Raw genomic sequence first — 18,586 nt, 5'->3', positions numbered from 1 at the left:
TTGGTGGTCGTGAGATAGACTAATCAGCGGGCAGCGGACGGTGGGAGTGACAAGTGTGGCGCGATACTGATGGACTCGCTGATTACGGCCGCGGCGCGTGCGCTCGCTGCGGGTGATCCCCTCGGCGCACTGAACCGGGTCGCCTTGCGCGACGATGCGCCTGCGCTCGCGCTTCGAGGGATCGCGATGGCGCAGCTCGGCGAGCTGGTTCGAGCGAAGGCTCTATTGCGAAGAGCGGCACGTGCCTTCGGTCCGAAAGAAGCCTTGGCCCGCGCGCGGTGTGTCGTCGCCGAGGCCGAGGTCGCACTCGCCTCGCGCGACCTGAGCTGGCCTGCGAAGGTGCTCGAGGCCGCGCGGGCGACGCTTGAGGAGCACGGCGACCGGGTGAACGCCGCACATGCGCGGTATCTCGAAATCCGGCGCTTGCTCCTGATCGGGCACCTCGACGAGGCCGAACATACGCTCGCCGAGCTTGACCCCACGCCTTTACCGCCTGCATCGAGGACCGTCCACGAGTTGGTCGTTGCGGGGATCGCGATGCGCCGCCTTCAGTCGAAGACCGCACGCGCGGCGCTCGCCAGGGCCGAGCATGCCGCACGCTACGCGGGCATCCCGGCGCTGACAGCCGAGGTCGAAAGCGTATCTCTCACCCTCAACACACCAGCGGCGCGCCTGATTCAACGTGGCGAGGAACGACTCCTGCTGCTCGAGGAAGTTGAAGCGTTACTGGCGTCGGAGGCGCTCGTCGTCGATGCCTGCTGTCATGTCGTGCGTGATGCACGCACACTGGTCTCGCTCGCAAGACGCCCGGTGTTGTTCGAGCTTGCGCGGGTGTTGGGCGAAGCGTGGCCCGCCGACGTGCCGAGGGAAACGCTCATCGCCCGAGCCTTCCGATTAAAAGTCACTGATGAGTCGCATCGTGCGCGGTTACGCGTCGAAGTCGGGCGGCTTCGGGCAGCACTTCGAACATTGGCCGGCGTGACTGCGACGAAGCGCGGGTTTGTGCTGGTGCCGTACGGCGCACCGGAGGTCGTCGTGCTGGCGCGGCCCGTCGAAGAGAAGCAGGCGGCGTTGCTCGCCTTCCTCGCTGATGGTGAGTCGTGGTCGAGCTCGGCCCTGGCGCTTGCGCTTGGGGCCAGCCAGCGCACCGCGCAACGGGCACTCGACTCACTGGCGGCATCCGGCAAGGTGCAGTGGTTTGGTCACGGGCGAGCGCGTCGCTGGATGACGCCGCCGGTGCCGGGTTTCGCGACGACTTTGTTACTCCCCGCTCCACTTCCAAGTGACTAGGATCACTCCACGACCAAACCACCAGGGTGGAAGACATGAAACACTCAACAGCCGAAATCATCCGTGAATATGGCCCCTTTCCGGGTATCGACCATGTGCATGGGGTCACCTACGACGGCCAGCAAGTCTGGTTTGCTTCTGGAGACAAGCTGAACGCGCTCGACCCGGCGAGCGGAAAAACGCTGCGCTCGATTGATGTCGCCGCGCATGCAGGAACGGCTTTCGATGGCCAGCACCTGTTTCAGATCGCCGAGGATCGCATCCAGAAAATCGACCCGAAAACCGGTCGTGTGCTCGCCACCATCCCGGCGCCCGGCGGCAGTGACTCAGGGCTCACGTGGGCCGAAGGGACGCTCTGGGTGGGCGAGTATCGGGACCGCAAGATTCATCAGATCGATCCCCAGACCGGGGCGATTCTGCGCACCATCGAGTCCAATCGTTTCGTCACCGGGGTTACATGGGTCGACGGAGAACTCTGGCACGGTACCTGGGAAGGGGACGAAAGCGAATTGAGGCAAGTCGACCCGCGAACGGGAGAGGTCCTCGAGAGCCTGAAGATGCCATCTGGCGTCGGCGTATCTGGGCTCGAATCGGATGGCACCGATCAGTTCTTCTGCGGAGGCGGAAACAGCGGCAAGCTGAGAGTTGTTCGCCGACCTGGATAAGGTTTCGCGGTCGGCAGTCGCTCCGGGATCCCCAGAGGCATGGAACTCTTGGATGGCGCCATGCATCAAAAAAGATGTGGCAGGTCATTCAGGTTTCATGCTTTTGGAGGACACTTTATGCGCCGCATATTCCTCATCCCATTGCTATTGCTTTGTCTGCCCTTTGGTTCGGCCATGGCCCGGCGCCATGGTCCCGATATTGATGCGCGCGACGTTGCTACTTCGGCAGGGATTTCCGTGTCGCTGTACTCGACCTTCAAGGACTACAAAATCGTGACTCCCGCCCGCGATGACGCCTCCAGCTTCATTGCAAGTGGAGGCGCAATTCGCGGCGCTTATCTGGAGTCGACGTTGAAGCAGATCCGGCACGATCATCCAGACCTCAAGGCCAGTGACGAAGATCTGGCCTATATGCTACTCACTCAAGATGAGCTGCCTGCAGGTCGCTAGAGGTGTCATCAGCCACGGCCGCTGAGCGTCTCAACGAATCAGCATCGCCGCGGCAGCCGCCACCATGATCGCCGCCGCGCCGCGGAACAGCCGCTGTTGCGCTCGCAAGCTCGACAGCAGGTGCCGGATGCGCACCGCGCCGACAATGAACAGCGCGCCAACGCCTAGCAGAACCAGAATGGTCAGTGGCACCAGCATCAGCCCCCAGGTCTGCAACGAGACCGTCTCAAGGTTGATCACCAGCGGCAACAATGCCAGATAGAAGGCGATGGTCTTCGGGTTGCCCAAGGTAATGGTCAGCCCGGATATCGCCGCCGACAGCAGCTCCTTCTTCTTCACCGGCTTGCCGACTTCAATAGCCTGATGGTTGGCGAACCAGAATTGCCAGGCCAGATAGCACAGGTACAGCGCCGCCGCCCAGCGCACCAACTGGAACAACGCATTGAAGTGCTCAGCGATCATTGCCAGGCCAAAGACGGCAAATGACAGGTAGGTCAGATCGCCGAGGATCAACCCGAACAGCAGACAAAAGCCTGACAACGCGCCACCGCTGACGCTCCGTGCCACCAGCGCCGCCATGCCGGGGCCGGGGATGGCGGCCGCGATGCCCAACGCTGCCGAATAGGTAAGTACTTGTGTCAAATCGAGCATGTCGTGCTCCTCAGGTTATTTATTATTGTCTTGCTCAACGGTTTCAACGGGATGAAGCAACCCACTGCCTGACGACTTCCCGGGAAAACACCAGGTCCTGCACCGCCAATCCAACCGACTTGAAAATTGTCACGCCCTGCTCATGGACCAACACGTCACTGGCGCAGAGAGAGCCGATCTCGGTGCCCACCTCCTGGCCCGGCAACAGGCCTTTGAGAACAGCCTTGATCACGCACTCGGACGCGGCAAAAACCGATCGGTTGCAATCCGTGAACAAAGCACTGCCCTGGTACACGTCTTCATGTAACTCCTGAAAACCCGGAGCAGAGGAGCCGATTGCGTTGATATGGCAGCGCTCCGGTAGATCAGCCCGGGACAGAATGGGCGCGCGAGCGGCCGTGGTGGTACAGATGATGTCGCTGTCGTGCACCGCCTCGGCAGCCGTGGCGCAAATCGAGACTGGTAAATCACAGTAGCGCTCGCTCCAGGACGCAAACTCACGACACGCAGCCTCGCTTCGCCCCCATACAGAGACTTGCTTGACCGGCCTGACGGCCCGCATTGCCAGCAGATGAGCCCGGGCTTGCAAGCCAGTTCCCAGAATGGCCACACGGCTGGCGTTGGGCGCCGCAAGAATGCGGGTCGCGTGTGCCGAAGCCGCGGCCGTGCGGATTTCAGTGATCGCCCCGGCATCTACCGCGACGACCGGGGATACTCCAGCCTCGTCATAGATCAACACGCTCCCCATATGAGAGGGACCGCGGACTTCAGCACCCAACCTGACCACCACCGACTTCAAGCCGAACCCCTGATAGGGCCCGGACTTGATGTAAGCCGGCATGACCCCCATCAACTCGTTCTCGCCGCCCTTGACGATGGTGCGCAACGGCTGCTCCACCTGGCCTGAAGAGTGCAATCTGAAAGCTTCCTCGCTGAGCCGCAGGCACAGCTTGAAATTCAACAGTCCTTTGACCGAATCGCTGTCCAGATGAAGCATCGTTCAAGCCTCGGCCGTCTGCTTGAACCCTTGAAAGGCAGCCCATTTGAAACGCTCATCGATTTCGGTGCCGGCAATACCGTTCAAAATTGTCGACATGTTTTTCTGCGAAACGCCGAGAATCACATCCAGCATGTTTTGTTTGCTGAAGCCCGCCCGCAAGACAGCATCAATGGCTGGCTTGCTCAGGCAGCCGCGACAATGAATCACTTCCAGGGTAAAACTGCGCAACGCCATCAGTCGCGCATTGAGGCGGGTTGGCTCATGAGCGATGGCGTCGACCACGTACTCATCCACGCCCTTGGCCAAGGCAATGAAGGCGTGGGCCTGGACTGTATAGTCACAGCGGTTTTCCACACCGGTGGTCATCCACACCACGGCCTTTTCTTCTTCGTTCAACGAACTGTCGATAAACAGATCATGCGCTCGCTGGTAGGCGCCCAGTAACGAAGGTGACTCAGACATGTAGGCACTCTGATTGGGGATCCAGCCAAAGTTGTCGATGGAGCTCTGAAGTAGCTCTTTGCTTTTTTCCGGGGTCGAATCGATTGTGTGAAGCTTCAAGACAGGCATCATGACCTCAACGTGTATTCGAAATAGTCCAAGGGTCACCCTGCCTCCGAACGGGGTCAGGCAGGGTGTAGCAATCAACTGCAGTACAAACTGGCTTCAGTCGGCAGTGCGCTCGAGCGGGCAAGCGCGAAGACCGACCAGAGCATCCGGATCGGACGGGTACTCGAGATAAAATGCAAACCGTGGATGTTGGCCGCCACTTCCGTGGTCAGCGCCACATCGACCTCGCCCCTGGCCGCTGCTGCCGCGGCGGCGCTGGTGGAAAGTGCGAGGATTACCGAGTCGACCTCGAGCCCCTGAGGCAAGAGTTCCTTGATCAGGAGAATCGGCGCGGGATGGCTGGCGACCGTCAGCTTTGCGGTCGTTAGCGGCCCCTTGCTCGCCAATCCATACAACGGCGTGTCGAACACGAAGGTCGCTACCAGGCTTAACCGCGGGTCCATATAGAAGTTATGAATCTGCGGGTAGGCATTGGCCACGATCATCACTCTTGGAACGTGCTCGTCCATGCTGGAGCGCGCATGCTCGTAAGAGTCGCTGAGGTTGACCTGTACGCGTGAGCCTGGATATCGACGCCCTAACCATTCACTGAAAAAGCCGGCGGCCGCTTCACTGCTGGTCCCGCTGGGCCCCAAGGTGTGAATCATCACATCGCGCCAATCGCCAACACCCAAATTCAAGAATTTACTGTCCATAGTCATGACTCTCCAGAGCGATCAATTGGATACCGGGCTCAACCAATGGGTGTATTTACTATTCAGACCTCTTACCGTCTCCAGGTAGAGGCGCCTGATCGCAGCGCTTATTTCACCCACCCCGCTCTCTTGCAGCACGTAGTGATCGATTTGCGTCACGGGTACGATCTCGACGCCGGTACCGGCCAGGAAACACTCATCGACTGAAAACAGCTCGGAAAACGAGATATCTCGCTCGACGACTTTCAACCCCAACTCTTCTCTGGCCAGGGTAATCACCGAATCACGGGTAATGCCCTCAAGAATATGGGCACTCAAAGGCGGCGTGATGAGACAACCGTCTTTCACGACGAAGACATTGGAGGTCGTCGACTCGGCAAGATTGCCGTGCACATTCAACATCAACGCATCGTCAAACCCGTTGCGTTGCGCCGACTCCATGGCCAACGCCGAATTGGCATAACTACCTGTGATTTTGGCCCGCGCGGGAAGCGAAACATCCGGAATGCGCCGCCAACTCGAGATGGCACAGCGAATACCGCCGGCGGGCATATAGGCGCCCATGGCCAGGGTATTGATCACCAGGCCAGTGCTGACCCCGGAAAGCTTCACGCCAAAGCCAACGCCAGGCATCAGCGCCTTCTTGTAGGCCAGGGGCCTGATATAGCTCTCGGTCGATGCCTCGTTACGCCGCAGTAAATCGAGGATGATTGCCTTCATCTCAGCGCGACGCGGCAGGTTTTCCAACTGCAGCAGCCTGGCCGAATTCTCCAGCCGTTTCAGGTGATCATCCAACCTGAAGACATTTAACTCGCCGCTACTGGCGACATAGGCGCGAATGCCCTCGAAGACCGCTGTGCCGTAATTGAATGCCTGGGTCGTTACCGGTATCAACGCTTCTGCTGCGGCTACAACCTGACCATCGAAGTACACCCAAGGATGCGGCTTGCGCTGGGACACCTGGGTATTGCCGGGCATGTCAGTCATGATCAAGCCCTCCGCGCGGCAATGTTCAATGCCGTTTCGCGCTCGTTGTTGTCGCTACCGCTGCGCTTGTCGTGGAGCCTGGCGGCCTTCCAGCTGACCATCGCCGCAGTGCCGGTAACGGCATCTGTGGGGCCAACGGCGATGTGGACACGGGCGCCAAGTCTGGCCGCCATGGAGCTGGCAACGGCCTCCAGGTCGTTGTGGAACCCGGTGTTCTGCTCCAACTCCAGGGTGACGCTCAACTGATCGACACCGCCCACGGTTTCCACCTGGATGTGATAATCCAGGCAGCCTGTGAGATGCTCGAATAGTGCAGCCTCGACGTCGTAGGCGCAGTGATTGTGGCCATTGATGACCAAAGTATCCCTGACCCGACCGATAGGAATGATTTGCCATTTACCCTTGTCCATCACCTGAGCCCTGACCATATCCCCGGTGCGATAGCGAATCAGCGGTTTTTGCCCCTGATAAAGATGGGTGATGACCAATTCGCCGGTCATTCTCGCATTCACAGGCTCCAGCACTTGCCCCGTCAGGGGGTTGACCACTTCATAGACGACGTTCAAGGGAACCGTGCAGAGATTGCCATCCTTGTCGCAGGCGGCCAGGATCGACGACTCTTGCGAGGCATACATGCAGTTGTACACCGCACTGCCCCAAACATCGCCGATGTTGCGCAGCAACGCAGGGGTGGTCAGTTCACCCAAGGTAAAAATCAGCTTTACGCCCAGATCCGAGGGGCGCTGGCCCTTTTTGATCAGATGCCGGGCCAGGCTGATGGCAACTGCCGGTGTACAGACCAAGGCTGTGATCTTCAGCTCCCTGATCAACGTGACCGCACGATCCAGCCCGACGACAGGCGATCGCGGCCACATTTTCACGACCGTGTGGCCAAGGCTGCGGCAGACGTCTTCAAACGTATCGCCGGTAGAGTGCAACTCCGTAGGCCCCATCACACCGACAATATGTTGCTGACCGTGGGCACGAAACAGCTCACTGTAACGAAGGATCAGGGGCGTGTTATTGAATATCGAATCATGCTCGTTGCGCGGACAGGGTGTCGACGCTCCGGTAGTCCCCGTGGTTTCGTAGTAGATCCAGGCTTTCTTCAATGGCGCCGACGCCATGCCATGGCCCGCCTCGCGCAAATCGTTCTTGGTGGTGAACGGCAACTTTCGGAACGCATTCCAGTCAAGTTTATCTATGGCACTGTCAGGTAACACAGACAATCTGTCCCGGTAAAAAGGCGAATACGCTTTGACATGACGGAGTATATTTTTAATACGCCCAAGCTGAATATCATTCAACTCCCCGACGGAGATACCATCACTCTCAAATACTGCATGTTGCTGATGAACCGTACGTGCCAACTCCAGAAGCTCAGGCTTGAATAAAGCGTACACTACAACCTCCTTGTCATTTGAACAGCGAAAGATTACCGGTCAACTTACTGATTTTTTTCTGTGGCCCAATCAAGCCAATGGCAACCAATTCTATGGCTGAACTATCGGCCTCGGAGATACGCGACTCATATTCCTGATACGTCTTGCAGGATTGCGCCAAGGCGCTGAATGGCATGGTGTGGATTTCGTCATCCGCCAGCGCTTTCTCTTGAAGTTCCCGCAGATACTCATTGGTGGCAAGCAGAATCGGCAACGGTGCGTAGATGACTCCAGGGTAATTGACGTTGTCGCGGCTTTGCATGTCAGGTCCGACCAGACCTTCTACCGAACGCCCCAGGCTGACGCCGATGACACTGACGGCATTCGCCGCGTGTCCCAGCCCCAGTGCCTTGTCGACTACAATTACGCATTTGTGAACGGCAGCATCGAAATTCATTGAATCCTCCATGACTATCAATAAGTCTTCAGTTTTTCGAGTGTTGTCACACCGAAGTCAGCCCAACCATTGAGCAGCCCAACGAACTTTGTAGTGTCACTACCGATATCAATATCCACTACCTGCCAACTGGCAATTTTTTGCCACTTCATCACACCCTGCTGATGGTTGGGATGAACGAGAAACGCAGAGAGTGCCTCTTGAGTTTCAAACAGCCCCATCACCACAAAGTCCATGGCCTGTTTGCGCGGACTTATATTCCTGCCGCAGGCCCAACCGACTATTTCGTTGATGTGAAGTGGGTGCTGACGTGTCGATGCTTCTGCATCGATGACTTCGTCGTCGCACCATTGAAAGGGTTCATCAAACTTGAAAAAAACCAGATGAAGAATCATTTATCACCCTGGGATCGCGCCCTCCGGAAAAGGAAGCGATCAACTTTGGTTTATTTATTCAACGACGCGTCCGGCATCGGTTTGTGCGTAGAGGCTAAAGCGTGGTAACTCCAACATCAGAAGTTGAAAAAATCTTATCCCCTTTAGCAGGGGAAAAATTTTCTATTTTAATTGCTGGCCGGATGAGTTCTGGTAGGATCTACCTCTTTACCACAGGGACGCGGAATTTATGACCGATCAGACGCTAAATCTGACAGATGTCAAAATCCTTACAGCCTTGCAACAGGACGGCAGGATCACCAACCAGACCTTGGCCGACCATATCGGCATGTCTGCCTCGCCTTGCTGGCGCAGGGTTCGGCAGCTGGAAGAGCATCGCTATATTCAGGGTTACAGAGCGGTGCTGGACCGACGCAGGATCGGGTTGGGGGTTATGGTGTTCATACGAGTCAGCATCGACCATCACAGCGCAGCCGAGGCCAGGAAGTTCGAGCAGGAAGTGATGCAGCTGGAGGATGTGGTGGCGTGCTACAGCATCGGTGGCGACGCTGACTTCCTGTTGCAGGTAGTGGCGCGCGATCTCGACTCGTTCGCCGACTTTGCGATGTCAGTGATCCGGCAATTGCCTGGCATCAAGGAGATGCAGAGCATGTTCGTGCTCAAGGAGATCAAGCCTTTCGTGTCGTTCCCGGTCAAGCGTTCCCAAGAAGCCTGAGAAGACCTTTCAAGACGTCAGTCAGTGATCGCCACTGGATCCCTGCTGCCCTCACAATGGAATCCCTCATGGTCTCGTAGATATCGCTGAGCGCTTGCTTCGGGTCGATTCCGGCCCGTCGTGACTGGCAGAAATCGGCTATATAGCGGCCGATCCAAACGCTCTTCGAAAGAGTATGGCAACGAAATCAGACGTCCTGCAGGATCAGATCGGCGCCCTTCTCCGCCACCATCAGTACCGCCGCGTGGGTATTACCGCTGGTGACGTTCGGAAAAATCGACGCATCGACGATGCGCAAACCGTCGAGACCGTGGACCTTCAGCCGCTTGTCCACCACCGATTTCTGCTCGTCCGCGCCCATGGCACATGAGCCGCACAGGTGATAAATCGAACCGCTGTTCTCGCGAAAGTACTGCAGCATCTGTTCATCGCTTTCGACCAACGGCCCAGGCAACACCTCTGCAACAGTGATGCCCTTGAGCGCTGGCGCCTGCATGATCTTGCGCATCAGCCGACTGCCCTGGATCACCTCGTCGATGTCCTTTTGTGTGCTCAGGTAGTTGGGATCGATTAATGCAGCGTCCCGTGGATTTTTCGAGGCAATCTCGATATGCCCACGACTGGTGGGCCGGCACGGGTTGAAGCACAGCAGGAAGCCTGAATACGGCTCGGGCTTGAGGCTGGCTTTGTTGTTTTTCGGGATCTGGTACGACAACGGGTTGAAGTACAACTGCAGGTTCGGATTGGCCTGCGCGTCATTTCCCCGGAAGAACCCGCCCGCCTGGTTGACGCTCATGGCCAGGGCGCCCTTGCGGGTCAGCAGGTATTTGAGGCCCAGCTTGAACTGACCGAACAGCGAGCTGAGCTGATCGTTGAGGGTCGGGATGTTGGCCTTGTAGTAGTAGCTGGCGCACAAGTGATCCTGCAGGTTCTGCCCCACCGCCGGCAGGTGTTTGACCAGCGGGATCTGGTGTTTGGCCAACAACGCCTGATCCGCCACACCGGACAATTGCAGAATTTTCGGCGTGTCCACGGCACCGGCGCAGAGGATCACTTCCTTGCGCGCGGTGAAGGTGCGGACCACGCCATGCTGGGTCACGGAAATGCCGGTCGCTCGGTCGTTATCGAACAGCACCCGATCCACCAGGGCGTAATGCTCCACCGTCAGGTTCGGCCGACTCAGGGCCGGGTGCAAGTGCGCGAAGCTGCTGGAGCAGCGCTGGCCATCCTTGGTGTTGACGTCGTAGATGCCCGAACCTTCGAATTTCGGCCCGTTGAAGTCATCACTGTGCGGGTAACCCAGTTCGTCACAACCCTTGAGGAACACATCACAGATCGGATGGGTCTGGCCCTTCATCGGGGTGATGCTGATCGGGCCGCTACCGCCGTGATATTCGCTGTCGCCCAGCGGATGGTTTTCCAGTTTGCGAAAGTACGGCAGCACGTCCTTGAAACCCCAGCCGTCATTGCCGTTGGCTGCCCAGTCGTCGAAGTCATGGGCTTGTCCACGGACGTAGATCATCGCGTTGATCGAACCCGAGCCGCCCTGCACTTTGCCGCGCGGGGCATAGATTTCCCGGTTGTTCAGCTGCTTTTGCGGCTGACTGTAGTACATCCAGTTGAAGGTCGGGTTGTAATACATTTTGGCGAAGCCGACCGGGATCTTGAACCACAGGGAACTGTCCTTGCCGCCCGCCTCCAGCAGCAACACCGTGTATTTCCCCGAGGCCGAGAGCCGATTGGCGAGGATGCAGCCGGCAGCGCCTGCGCCAGCGATGATGTAGTCGTATGTCATGCACGGTTACCGCGTAAGTCGTTATCCAAAAAAAACCATCCCCTGTGGGAGCGAGCTTGCTCGCGATGGCGTCCGGTCAGTCAATATCAATGCCGAATGTGACGCCCTCATCGCGAGCAAGCTCGCTCCCACATGGACTGTGCTTGCTGACAGATCGTCCGTCAGCCCCTGGCCGGCGATGTGTCTTTGACGTCAGCCGGGGTCGGCGCCATTTGCAGGTGCAGGCGCTCGCCGGTGTACGGCGAATGCTTGCGCACTACGTCCATGTTCAGTTCCACCCCAAGGCCGGGCTCGGTGGACGGAATGATGTAGCCGTCCTCCCATTGCAGCGGCTTGGTCAGGACTTCGGCATGGAAACCGCCCCAGGTCATGATGCTTTCCTGGATCAGGAAGTTCGGCGAGCAGGTCGCCAACTGGAAACTCGCCGCCGCGCCGATCGGCCCGTTGTAGAGGTGCGGGGCGATTTGCGCGTAATAGGCCTCGGCCATGCTCGCGATTTTCTTGGCTTCCAGCAGACCGCCGCAGCGCGCGACGTTCATCTGCAGGATCGACGCACCGCCAGCCTGCAACAGCTTGAAAAATTCGTACTTGGTGGTCAGCCGCTCGCCGGTGGCAATCGGGATGCTGGTCTTCGCCGCGACTTGCGCCATGGCCTCTTCCTGACCCGGCGGCACCGGCTCTTCGAACCACAGCGGGTCATACTTCTCCAGGCGCTTGGCCAGGCGAATCGCCGAGGACGGCACCATCTGCCCGTGAGTGCCGAACAGCAGGTCGCACTTGTTGCCCACCGCTTCGCGGATCTTGCGGCAGAAGGTTTCGCAGCGCTCCAGCACTTCCAGCGAGATCTGGTGCCCGGAGTACGCCGTGTACGGTCCCGCCGGGTCGAACTTCACGGCAGTGAAGCCTTTGTTCATGTTCTCGATGGCGCATTCGGCGGCCAGGTCCGGGTCGTCGTAGTCGTATTCGCCACGGCTGTTGACCGGGTACAGGTAGGTGTAGGAACGCAGGCGTTCGTTGACTTTGCCGCCCAACAACTCATAAACAGGTTTGCTCGCCGCTTTGCCGATGATGTCCCAGCAAGCCATCTCCAGGCCGCTGACCACACCCATCATGGTCAGGTCCGGACGCTGGGTGAAACCGCTGGAATAAGCCTGACGGAAAAAGCGCTCGATGTGGTGCGGGTCATGGTTGAGCAGGTAGCGTTCAAACACGTCTTCGATGATCGGCAGCATGGCTTTGGGGCCGAAGGTCGCGGCGTAGATTTCGCCCACGCCTTCAATGCCGCAATCAGTCTTTAGCTTGACGAACAGCCAGTACATGCCGCCGATGTGCGGTGGCGGGACGGCAACGATATGGGTTTCTAAGGCGACGATTTTCATCACAGGCACCTGTTTAATTCAAAGAAGTCTGGTTCAAGGTTTTGCGATTGATACGTGCGCGCAAGGTCAGGGCCGCGAGGGTCCCGAGCAGGCCGACGAAGGCGATGTAGCCGAAATACAGCTTGTAGCCAAAGGCACCGGGGAAATGCTCGGTGAGGTAGCCGTTGATCAAGGGAATAAAGGCGTCCGGCAGATAACCGACCACCGAGACAATGCCGATGGCCAGGCCGGTGATACGCAGCGGAATGTTGCAAGTGTCGAGGATCGCCCAATACAGGCCGCGAATCGCGTAGGTCATCAAACCGATGAAAATCACCGTGCCGATCAGCAAGCCCATGCTATTGAGGGCCGGGAATACGATCAGGCCGACCATCGCCAGCGTCGCAAGAAACAGTGCAACGATCAGCACCGAAATATTCGAGAACTTATCACCGAGCCAACCGCCGCCCACGCCGCCGATAGGCCGCATCCACAACTTGATGGTGGTGATGGTGCCGGCCATGACCGCTGTCATGCCGCCACCCTGCAGATAATCGGAGAAGCTGTAGGTGGCCCAGAAGATGTGATATCCGCAGAACACAATGGCGGTCACCAGCCACAGTTCAGGGATTTTCACCAACGTGACCAGGTCACTGAGCAGGTTGAACTTGCCCTTCTCTACCGCCGCCGTGTCTTCCATCGACTTCGGGTCCTTGATCAGCACCAGCACACAGCCGATGGCGATACAGGTGAAGGCATACAGGTAGACCACGTGCTTGAAACCTTCGGCTGCCGACTCGCCACGGGTTTCGGTGGCGAAGGCAAACAACCCCAAAGCAACCGTCGCCAGCAAGGCTTCCACCAGACCACGACCACCATCGAGGATGCCGAAGAACCGGCCTTGTTCAGTGTGATGGGCAATCATCTTCACCCGCTTGAGCACCGAGGCCCAGAAGGTCAGGCCGGTGGTCAGGCCCCAGCAACCGAAGATGATCATCAAACCGGTCATCGACGGCGCTGTGGAGTACCAAAGCCCCAGGGCTCCGGTGGCCACCAGCGAAAAGAAAATCAGAAAACGTGGAGCAATACGGTCCGCCAGCCAGCCGCTCGGCAAGTAGCTGAGCAGGAAAATCGTCCCGAGCATCGAGTACAGATAACCCAGCTCGCTGTGGTTGATTTGAAACACCTCGAGCATGGTGGTCTGGTAGACCTGACGCAGGTACAGGATCGGGTAGATCGCCCCGGCGGCAAGCACCAGCAGCATCAGCTGGAAATAGCGACTTCCCTTGTCACTGTGGCTTTTTGAATCCGCGTTCGACCCCTGAACAGCGGCAACAGTGGTTGCAGGCTTGGACATCTGTGTGACCTCGGGCAGCCCGGTGGTCCGGGAGCCCCAAATAATTGTTTTTATAGGTGTGAAGCGGCTGCAAGCGGCAAGCTTTAAGCGGCAAGCCAGAGCCAGTCACCGTTCGCTTTAACTTGCAGCTTGAAGCTTGAAGCTCGTAGCTGCTGTTCTAGTACTTCATCACCACCAGACGGGTCTGGGTGAATTCGAGCATGCCGTGCTTGCCGTCATCGCCGCCCAGGCCTGAGCGTTTCCAGCCGGCGTGAAAGCCCTGATACGGGTCGGCCGGGGTCCGATTGACGTACAACTCGCCGGCCTCGATGGCGTTGGCGACTTTCATGGTGGTGCGGTAGTTCTCGGTGTACAGCACCGACGACAAACCGAACTGGTGGTCGTTGGCCATGGCCAGCGCTTCGTCGATGTCGCGGTACTTGAGCACCGGCAGAACCGGGCCGAAGATTTCTTCCTGGATGATTTCCATATCCTGACGGCAGCCGCTGAGCAGGGTCGGCGGGTAGAAGTGACCGTTGCCCTGCGGGATAAAACCGCCTGTTTCCAGTACAGCACCGTCGGCGATGGCGCGCTCGACCATGGCGTGGATGTTCTGTTGCGAACTGGCGTTGACCAGCGGGCCCATCAGGCTGGCGTCGGTGGCGCGGTCGCCGAACTTCACCGCGCTGATTTTGGCTTTGAGCAGCGCGAGGAATCGGTCGTAGACGCTTTCCTGCACATAAACCCGTTCCACTGCCGTGCACAACTGGCCGCAATGGGTGGTCTTGGAGGCGATGATGTCGCTGGCGGCTTTTTCCAGATCGGCGTCGGCTTCGATGATCGCCGGGGTTTTACCGCCAAGCTCAAGCGATGGCTTGGCGATGTTGGTCTTGCAGTAATCGAGCACGATGCGCCCGGCATTGACGCTGCCGGTCAGGGTGATCAAACCGACAGCCTTGTGGGTGCAGACGCTGGCGGCGGTGGCGTGGTCCATGGTCAGGATATTCACGACGCCAGCCGGCAAGCCGGATTGCTGCACAGCCTTGGCAATTTCAAACGCCGAGGTCGGGGTGTTGTTGCTCGGGCGCACCACCACGGTGTTACCGGCAATCAGCGCCGGGGCGATTTTGCGCAGCAAGGTATAGACCGGGTAGTTGAACGGAATCAGGCAGGCGACCACGCCGATCGGCTCGCGGTGCAGGAACAGGTTTTCGTTCGGGGTGTCGCTGGGAATGATCTCGCCTTCGATCCGGCGCGCCCACTCGGCGTGGTAACGGGTGATCTGTGCGGCGTAACGCGCTTCGTTGCTGGCATCGCTGACGCTTTTACCGGACTCGGCGGCCAGGGCCGCACCGATGCTTTCAGCGCAGGCATCCAAAGCATCGGCGAAAGAGCGCAGGTGTTCGGCGCGCTCGATGCTGGTGAGCTTGCCCCAGACCTTCTGGGCAGCGGCTGCGGCGTCTACGGCGGCCGTAGCTTCAGCAGTGGTGGCCGCCGAGACCTGCCCGACCAAGGCTTCGGTCGCCGGGTTGTAGACTGCAATCAGCGCGTCGCTGGCAGGCTCGATAAAGTGGCCGTTTACAAAGTTTCGCTCGAGTCGCATGTGAATCGCCCATCGTTGTTTTTATCCAGTTCCCGCAGTCTTGGCATCCTGAACGGGTTGAACAAACGATTTATTGAGCGGGGGAACATTCGAAAAAGGCAGGTTACCCCTCAGTCGACGAATTCCCCCTGTGGGAGCGAGCTTGCTCGCGATGGCGGAGTGTCAGGCAACATCAATGTCGACTGACACGGCCTCATCGCGAGCAAGCTCGCTCCCACAGGGGTTTTGCGGGGTTTAGCTGGCGGCGGTGGAGGGCTCCAGTTGCCGCTGCGCCAACCAGATCTCTTCCTGCAACCACTGACTGAACACCTGCAATTGCGGCATCGAGGTCTGCTCCGGCCGGGTCACCAGCCAATAGGATTGATGCCCTTCCACGTGCACGTTAAGCACCTGGGTCAACTGCCCGCTGGCCAGCTCCGGAGCGACCATGTGCCAGTCGGCGATGGTGATGCCCAGGCCGTCGGTGGCGGCGCGGATGGCCAGGTCCAGCAGGTCGAATTCATAACCGCCCTGAGTGTCGACACCGGTGATTTTCGCCGCGTCCAGCCAGTGTTTCCAGGTCAGGTAGCGCTGGTCTTCGCGGGCCAGCACATGCAGCAATGTCAGGCGATTGAGGTCGATGCCGCCCTCGCTCCACTCCCGCGCATACAAGGATGGCGCGCACACCGCGATGTGCCGTTCCTGGATCAGCAGCGAGCTGTCCAGACCATCCCATTCGCCATCGCCAAAACGGATCGCGCAGTCCAGGGTGCTGGTTTCCGCCAGGCTGTCTTGCAAGCGGGTGGTGATACTCAACTCCAGTTCCGGATGCTTCTCCCGCAGCCGTCCCAAGCGTGGCATCAACCAACGACTGGTGAAGGTCGGCGGCGCGTTGATGTGCAGGCGATTGGCGTGGGATTTCTGCTGAATACTGCGCACCGTCAGCTCGATCTTGTCGAAGGATTGATGCAGCGCCCGCAGCAACACCCGGCCGGCACTGGTCAGTTCGAGGTGATGATGCCGGCGCTCCAGCAGGTTCTCGCCCAGCTGTTCTTCCAACTGACGCACCTGCCGGCTGACCGCACTCTGGGTAACATTGAGCAACTCCGCCGCCCGGGTAAAGCTGCCGGTGCTGCCGGCCACTTCGAAGGCTTTGAGCGCATTGAGCGCGGGCATTTTGCGTTTCATGAAGGTTACTCGCGCAAGGGCTGACGAGCGCCAAGCATCCCACGGCTTGTGGGAAATTTCCTGAGTAACATGCATTTTTGTGTTGTGTAGGACGATTTCTACTGTCTTGCCCGATTCCGCTTTGGGTGGGAGCGAGCTTGCTCGCGATAGCGGTTCATCAGTCAATATTGCTTCGCCTCACACACCGCTATCGCGAGCAAGCTCGCTCCCACAGGGGGCCATCGGACCGTCTACTTCAAGCACCCGCGACACCCGCACTCAGTAACATGCATTTATCGAACGTTTGATCGTTGAATTTATCGTTTGTCGATCTTTGCGCCGATGACAAAACTGCGGCCATCTCAAATAAAAACAACATGAGAGCTGCCCCATGCCCCATCTCGACGAGCTAACAACTCTGGACGGCGCCCTGCCGCATCCAGCGGTAAACGACCTGTGCACCCAAGTCAAAAGCGGCGAGATCAACCGCCGACAATTCCTGCGCACCGCCGCGCTGCTGGGCATCACCGCCGCCAGCGCCAGCACCTTCCTCGGTTCCGCCCTGCTCGGTAATTCGGCCCACGCCGCCGATGCCATCCTGCCACGCCAGGGCGGCAGCCTGCGGTTTGCTTGCGCCATCCAGGAAATCCAGGACCCAATGCTGATCACCTGGATCGAAGCCTCGAACCTGTTGCGCAACTCGCTGGAATACCTGACCTGGGTCGACGCCGACAACATCACCCACCCGTACCTGGCCGAGAGCTGGAGCCCGTCGAACGACCTCAAGACCTGGACCTTCAACCTGCGTCAGGACGTGAAGTGGAGCAACGGCGACACCTTCAACGTCGAGGATGTGCAGCACAACATCGAACGCTGGATTGCCGCCGACTCCAAGTCGGTCAACCGCACGGCGTTCCAGGACATCAGCGCCTTCGAAAAACTCGGTGACTTCCAGTTCCGCCTGGTGCTGAAGAGGCCGATGCTGGCAATCCCCGAAATGCTCAACGCCTTCACCTGCGCCATCGTCCACCGCAGCTTCAAGGCCGGTGATGACTGGGCGAAAAACCCGCTCGGCACCGGGCCGTTCAAACTGGTTTCGTTCGCGGTCAACAAGCAAGCGACCTTCGCCAAGCGTGCCGATTACTGGCGCAAACCGGCCAACCTCGACGAGTTGCGTTACGTCGACATGGGCACTGACATCTCCACCCATCTCGCGGCGTTGCAGGCCGGGCAAGTAGATGTGCTGTACCGAGTGACCGTGGCCGAACTGGACCTGGCCAAACGCTTGCCGGGCGCGCAATTGCTGACCTGCAAATCGGCGCAAACCGTCGTTATGCGCATGGCTTGCGATCAGAAGCCGTTCGATGACCTGCGGATTCGCAAAGCGGTTGTGCTCTGCGCCGACAACGCACAGATGCTGAAAATCGCCTATCGCGGCATGGGCACCCTGGGTGAAGACCATCACGTCGCCCCGTCCCACCCTGAATACTTCCCGTTGCCCAAACGTACCCGGGACGTCGCTGGCGCGAAGAAACTCCTTGCCGAAGCCGGTCATCCGAACGGTATCGACATTGACCTGATCGTCGGCAACACCCAGGGCCGCTACGAACAGGACTGCGCGCAAATTCTGCAACAGAACTGCGCCGAGGCTGGCATCCGCATCAACCTCAAAGTGATCCCGGCCACTCAGTACTGGCCAATCTGGAACAAGGCCGCCTTCAGCCTCACCTACTGGGCTCACCGCCCATTGGGTGTGATGTCCCTGGAACTGGCCTACCGCAGTGGCGCGGCCTGGAACGAAAGCCACTACAGCGACCCGGCCTTCGACGCCGCGCTGGACAAGGCCATGGGCATCATCGACCCGAAACAACGGGCCCTGGCGATGGAAAGCGTCGAGAAGATCCTGCAGGACGCGTGCGTCACGGTGCAGCCGTTCTGGGGTGACAAGTTCACTGCCGCGAGCAAGAAGGTCCAGGGGTTCAAGGTTCATCCTTCGGACTTCTACCCAATGGATGAAGTCTGGTTGAGCGCCTGATTCAAGCGCCCCGAACGAGCTCGTCCACTGCGGTGCGGCGGGCCGACATCCCTTGA

Annotated in this window: 18 protein-coding genes; 5 read left to right on the top strand and 13 right to left on the bottom strand. The window is 58.8% G+C overall.

From position 1 onward, the window contains the following. Positions 1-69 precede the first annotated feature (69 nt). From BK659_RS14995 to BK659_RS14985, 3 genes are all read left to right on the top strand, one after another. Complete coding sequence (locus BK659_RS14995; protein WP_123425813.1) at positions 70-1,290, top strand: helix-turn-helix domain-containing protein; 1,221 nt, start codon at positions 70-72, stop codon at positions 1,288-1,290. A 35-nt stretch (positions 1,291-1,325) separates the two neighbouring features. Next, entirely contained in the window at positions 1,326-1,955 is a 630-nt protein-coding gene (locus tag BK659_RS14990) for a Vgb family protein (RefSeq protein WP_123425812.1), read from the top strand. 117 nt (positions 1,956-2,072) lie between these two features. Beyond that, positions 2,073-2,405 carry a DUF2388 domain-containing protein gene (locus tag BK659_RS14985; RefSeq protein WP_123425811.1) on the top strand — a complete coding sequence of 111 codons (333 nt, stop codon included), beginning with the start codon at positions 2,073-2,075 and terminating at the stop codon, positions 2,403-2,405. Between the two features lie 30 nt (positions 2,406-2,435). Here the strand turns inward: BK659_RS14985 and BK659_RS14980 are convergent, their stop codons facing one another. The 8 genes from BK659_RS14980 to BK659_RS14945 all read right to left on the bottom strand — a co-directional run bounded on the left by BK659_RS14980 (position 2,436) and on the right by BK659_RS14945 (position 8,542). Continuing rightward, positions 2,436-3,056 (bottom strand): LysE family translocator, encoded by a 621-nt coding sequence (locus BK659_RS14980; protein WP_054596689.1) that lies wholly within the window; start codon positions 3,054-3,056, stop codon positions 2,436-2,438. 43 nt (positions 3,057-3,099) lie between these two features. Continuing rightward, positions 3,100-4,053 carry an ornithine cyclodeaminase family protein gene (locus BK659_RS14975; protein WP_123425810.1) on the bottom strand — a complete coding sequence of 318 codons (954 nt, stop codon included), beginning with the start codon at positions 4,051-4,053 and terminating at the stop codon, positions 3,100-3,102. Positions 4,054-4,056: 3 nt separating this feature from the next. Next, a complete protein-coding gene (locus BK659_RS14970) occupies positions 4,057-4,626 on the bottom strand; it encodes a carboxymuconolactone decarboxylase family protein (RefSeq protein ID WP_123425809.1) in 570 nt (189 codons plus the stop codon). 74 nt (positions 4,627-4,700) lie between these two features. Then, on the bottom strand, positions 4,701-5,321 hold the full coding sequence (locus tag BK659_RS14965; RefSeq protein ID WP_123425808.1) for a bacilysin biosynthesis protein BacA: 621 nt from the start codon (positions 5,319-5,321) through the stop codon (positions 4,701-4,703). A gap of 21 nt (positions 5,322-5,342) precedes the next feature. Next, complete coding sequence (locus tag BK659_RS14960) at positions 5,343-6,299, bottom strand: branched-chain amino acid transaminase (RefSeq protein ID WP_259740264.1); 957 nt, start codon at positions 6,297-6,299, stop codon at positions 5,343-5,345. Between the two features lie 11 nt (positions 6,300-6,310). Beyond that, positions 6,311-7,711, bottom strand: coding sequence for a phenylacetate--CoA ligase family protein (locus BK659_RS14955; RefSeq protein WP_123425806.1), 1,401 nt, complete (start codon positions 7,709-7,711; stop codon positions 6,311-6,313). Between the two features lie 13 nt (positions 7,712-7,724). Further along, complete coding sequence (locus BK659_RS14950; RefSeq protein WP_123425805.1) at positions 7,725-8,147, bottom strand: DUF2000 domain-containing protein; 423 nt, start codon at positions 8,145-8,147, stop codon at positions 7,725-7,727. A gap of 17 nt (positions 8,148-8,164) precedes the next feature. Further along, positions 8,165-8,542, bottom strand: a complete 378-nt coding sequence (locus BK659_RS14945; RefSeq protein ID WP_123425804.1) for a Dabb family protein — start codon at positions 8,540-8,542, stop codon at positions 8,165-8,167. A 229-nt stretch (positions 8,543-8,771) separates the two neighbouring features. On the opposite strand from BK659_RS14945, the gene BK659_RS14940 reads away from it, so the two are divergent. Next, on the top strand, positions 8,772-9,257 hold the full coding sequence (locus BK659_RS14940; RefSeq protein ID WP_019691061.1) for an Lrp/AsnC family transcriptional regulator: 486 nt from the start codon (positions 8,772-8,774) through the stop codon (positions 9,255-9,257). A 187-nt stretch (positions 9,258-9,444) separates the two neighbouring features. On the opposite strand, the gene BK659_RS14935 is transcribed toward BK659_RS14940, so the two are convergent. The 5 genes from BK659_RS14935 to BK659_RS14910 form a co-directional block, all read right to left on the bottom strand. Continuing rightward, positions 9,445-11,052: a GMC family oxidoreductase gene (locus BK659_RS14935; protein ID WP_123425803.1), complete on the bottom strand. Its 1,608-nt coding sequence runs from the start codon at positions 11,050-11,052 to the stop codon at positions 9,445-9,447. A gap of 161 nt (positions 11,053-11,213) precedes the next feature. Then, the gene (locus tag BK659_RS14930; protein ID WP_123425802.1) at positions 11,214-12,431 is read right to left on the bottom strand and encodes a mandelate racemase/muconate lactonizing enzyme family protein; all 1,218 of its coding nucleotides are present in this window, start codon (positions 12,429-12,431) and stop codon (positions 11,214-11,216) included. A gap of 13 nt (positions 12,432-12,444) precedes the next feature. Beyond that, positions 12,445-13,767, bottom strand: coding sequence for an MFS transporter (locus tag BK659_RS14925; protein WP_123425801.1), 1,323 nt, complete (start codon positions 13,765-13,767; stop codon positions 12,445-12,447). A 157-nt stretch (positions 13,768-13,924) separates the two neighbouring features. Continuing rightward, positions 13,925-15,349, bottom strand: coding sequence for an aldehyde dehydrogenase (gene aldA / locus BK659_RS14920; protein WP_123425800.1), 1,425 nt, complete (start codon positions 15,347-15,349; stop codon positions 13,925-13,927). 234 nt (positions 15,350-15,583) lie between these two features. Continuing rightward, positions 15,584-16,516, bottom strand: coding sequence for a LysR substrate-binding domain-containing protein (locus BK659_RS14910; RefSeq protein WP_123425799.1), 933 nt, complete (start codon positions 16,514-16,516; stop codon positions 15,584-15,586). A 370-nt stretch (positions 16,517-16,886) separates the two neighbouring features. On the opposite strand from BK659_RS14910, the gene BK659_RS14900 reads away from it, so the two are divergent. Continuing rightward, positions 16,887-18,530: an ABC transporter substrate-binding protein gene (locus BK659_RS14900; protein WP_123425798.1), complete on the top strand. Its 1,644-nt coding sequence runs from the start codon at positions 16,887-16,889 to the stop codon at positions 18,528-18,530. Positions 18,531-18,586 lie beyond the last annotated feature (56 nt).

The sequence above is a fragment of the Pseudomonas brassicacearum genome (assembly GCF_003732225.1).
Classification (GTDB): domain Bacteria; phylum Pseudomonadota; class Gammaproteobacteria; order Pseudomonadales; family Pseudomonadaceae; genus Aquipseudomonas; species Aquipseudomonas brassicacearum_E.
Note: the sequence above shows the minus strand (reverse complement) of the source record. Positions and strands in the feature narration are given on the sequence as shown.

What these genes read in the sequence shown, in the direction of transcription:
- BK659_RS14995 (WP_123425813.1), top strand. Translation starts at nt 70, where the DNA reads ATGGACTCGCTGATTACGGCCGCGGCGCGTGCGCTCGCTGCGGGTGAT.
- BK659_RS14990 (WP_123425812.1), top strand. Translation starts at nt 1,326, where the DNA reads ATGAAACACTCAACAGCCGAAATCATCCGTGAATATGGCCCCTTTCCG.
- BK659_RS14985 (WP_123425811.1), top strand. Translation starts at nt 2,073, where the DNA reads ATGCGCCGCATATTCCTCATCCCATTGCTATTGCTTTGTCTGCCCTTT.
- BK659_RS14980 (WP_054596689.1), bottom strand. Translation starts at nt 3,056, where the DNA reads ATGCTCGATTTGACACAAGTACTTACCTATTCGGCAGCGTTGGGCATC.
- BK659_RS14975 (WP_123425810.1), bottom strand. Translation starts at nt 4,053, where the DNA reads ATGCTTCATCTGGACAGCGATTCGGTCAAAGGACTGTTGAATTTCAAG.
- BK659_RS14970 (WP_123425809.1), bottom strand. Translation starts at nt 4,626, where the DNA reads ATGCCTGTCTTGAAGCTTCACACAATCGATTCGACCCCGGAAAAAAGC.
- BK659_RS14965 (WP_123425808.1), bottom strand. Translation starts at nt 5,321, where the DNA reads ATGGACAGTAAATTCTTGAATTTGGGTGTTGGCGATTGGCGCGATGTG.
- BK659_RS14960 (WP_259740264.1), bottom strand. Translation starts at nt 6,299, where the DNA reads ATGCCCGGCAATACCCAGGTGTCCCAGCGCAAGCCGCATCCTTGGGTG.
- BK659_RS14950 (WP_123425805.1), bottom strand. Translation starts at nt 8,147, where the DNA reads ATGAATTTCGATGCTGCCGTTCACAAATGCGTAATTGTAGTCGACAAG.
- BK659_RS14945 (WP_123425804.1), bottom strand. Translation starts at nt 8,542, where the DNA reads ATGATTCTTCATCTGGTTTTTTTCAAGTTTGATGAACCCTTTCAATGG.
- BK659_RS14940 (WP_019691061.1), top strand. Translation starts at nt 8,772, where the DNA reads ATGACCGATCAGACGCTAAATCTGACAGATGTCAAAATCCTTACAGCC.
- BK659_RS14935 (WP_123425803.1), bottom strand. Translation starts at nt 11,052, where the DNA reads ATGACATACGACTACATCATCGCTGGCGCAGGCGCTGCCGGCTGCATC.
- BK659_RS14930 (WP_123425802.1), bottom strand. Translation starts at nt 12,431, where the DNA reads ATGAAAATCGTCGCCTTAGAAACCCATATCGTTGCCGTCCCGCCACCG.
- BK659_RS14925 (WP_123425801.1), bottom strand. Translation starts at nt 13,767, where the DNA reads ATGTCCAAGCCTGCAACCACTGTTGCCGCTGTTCAGGGGTCGAACGCG.
- aldA (WP_123425800.1), bottom strand. Translation starts at nt 15,349, where the DNA reads ATGCGACTCGAGCGAAACTTTGTAAACGGCCACTTTATCGAGCCTGCC.
- BK659_RS14910 (WP_123425799.1), bottom strand. Translation starts at nt 16,516, where the DNA reads ATGAAACGCAAAATGCCCGCGCTCAATGCGCTCAAAGCCTTCGAAGTG.
- BK659_RS14900 (WP_123425798.1), top strand. Translation starts at nt 16,887, where the DNA reads ATGCCCCATCTCGACGAGCTAACAACTCTGGACGGCGCCCTGCCGCAT.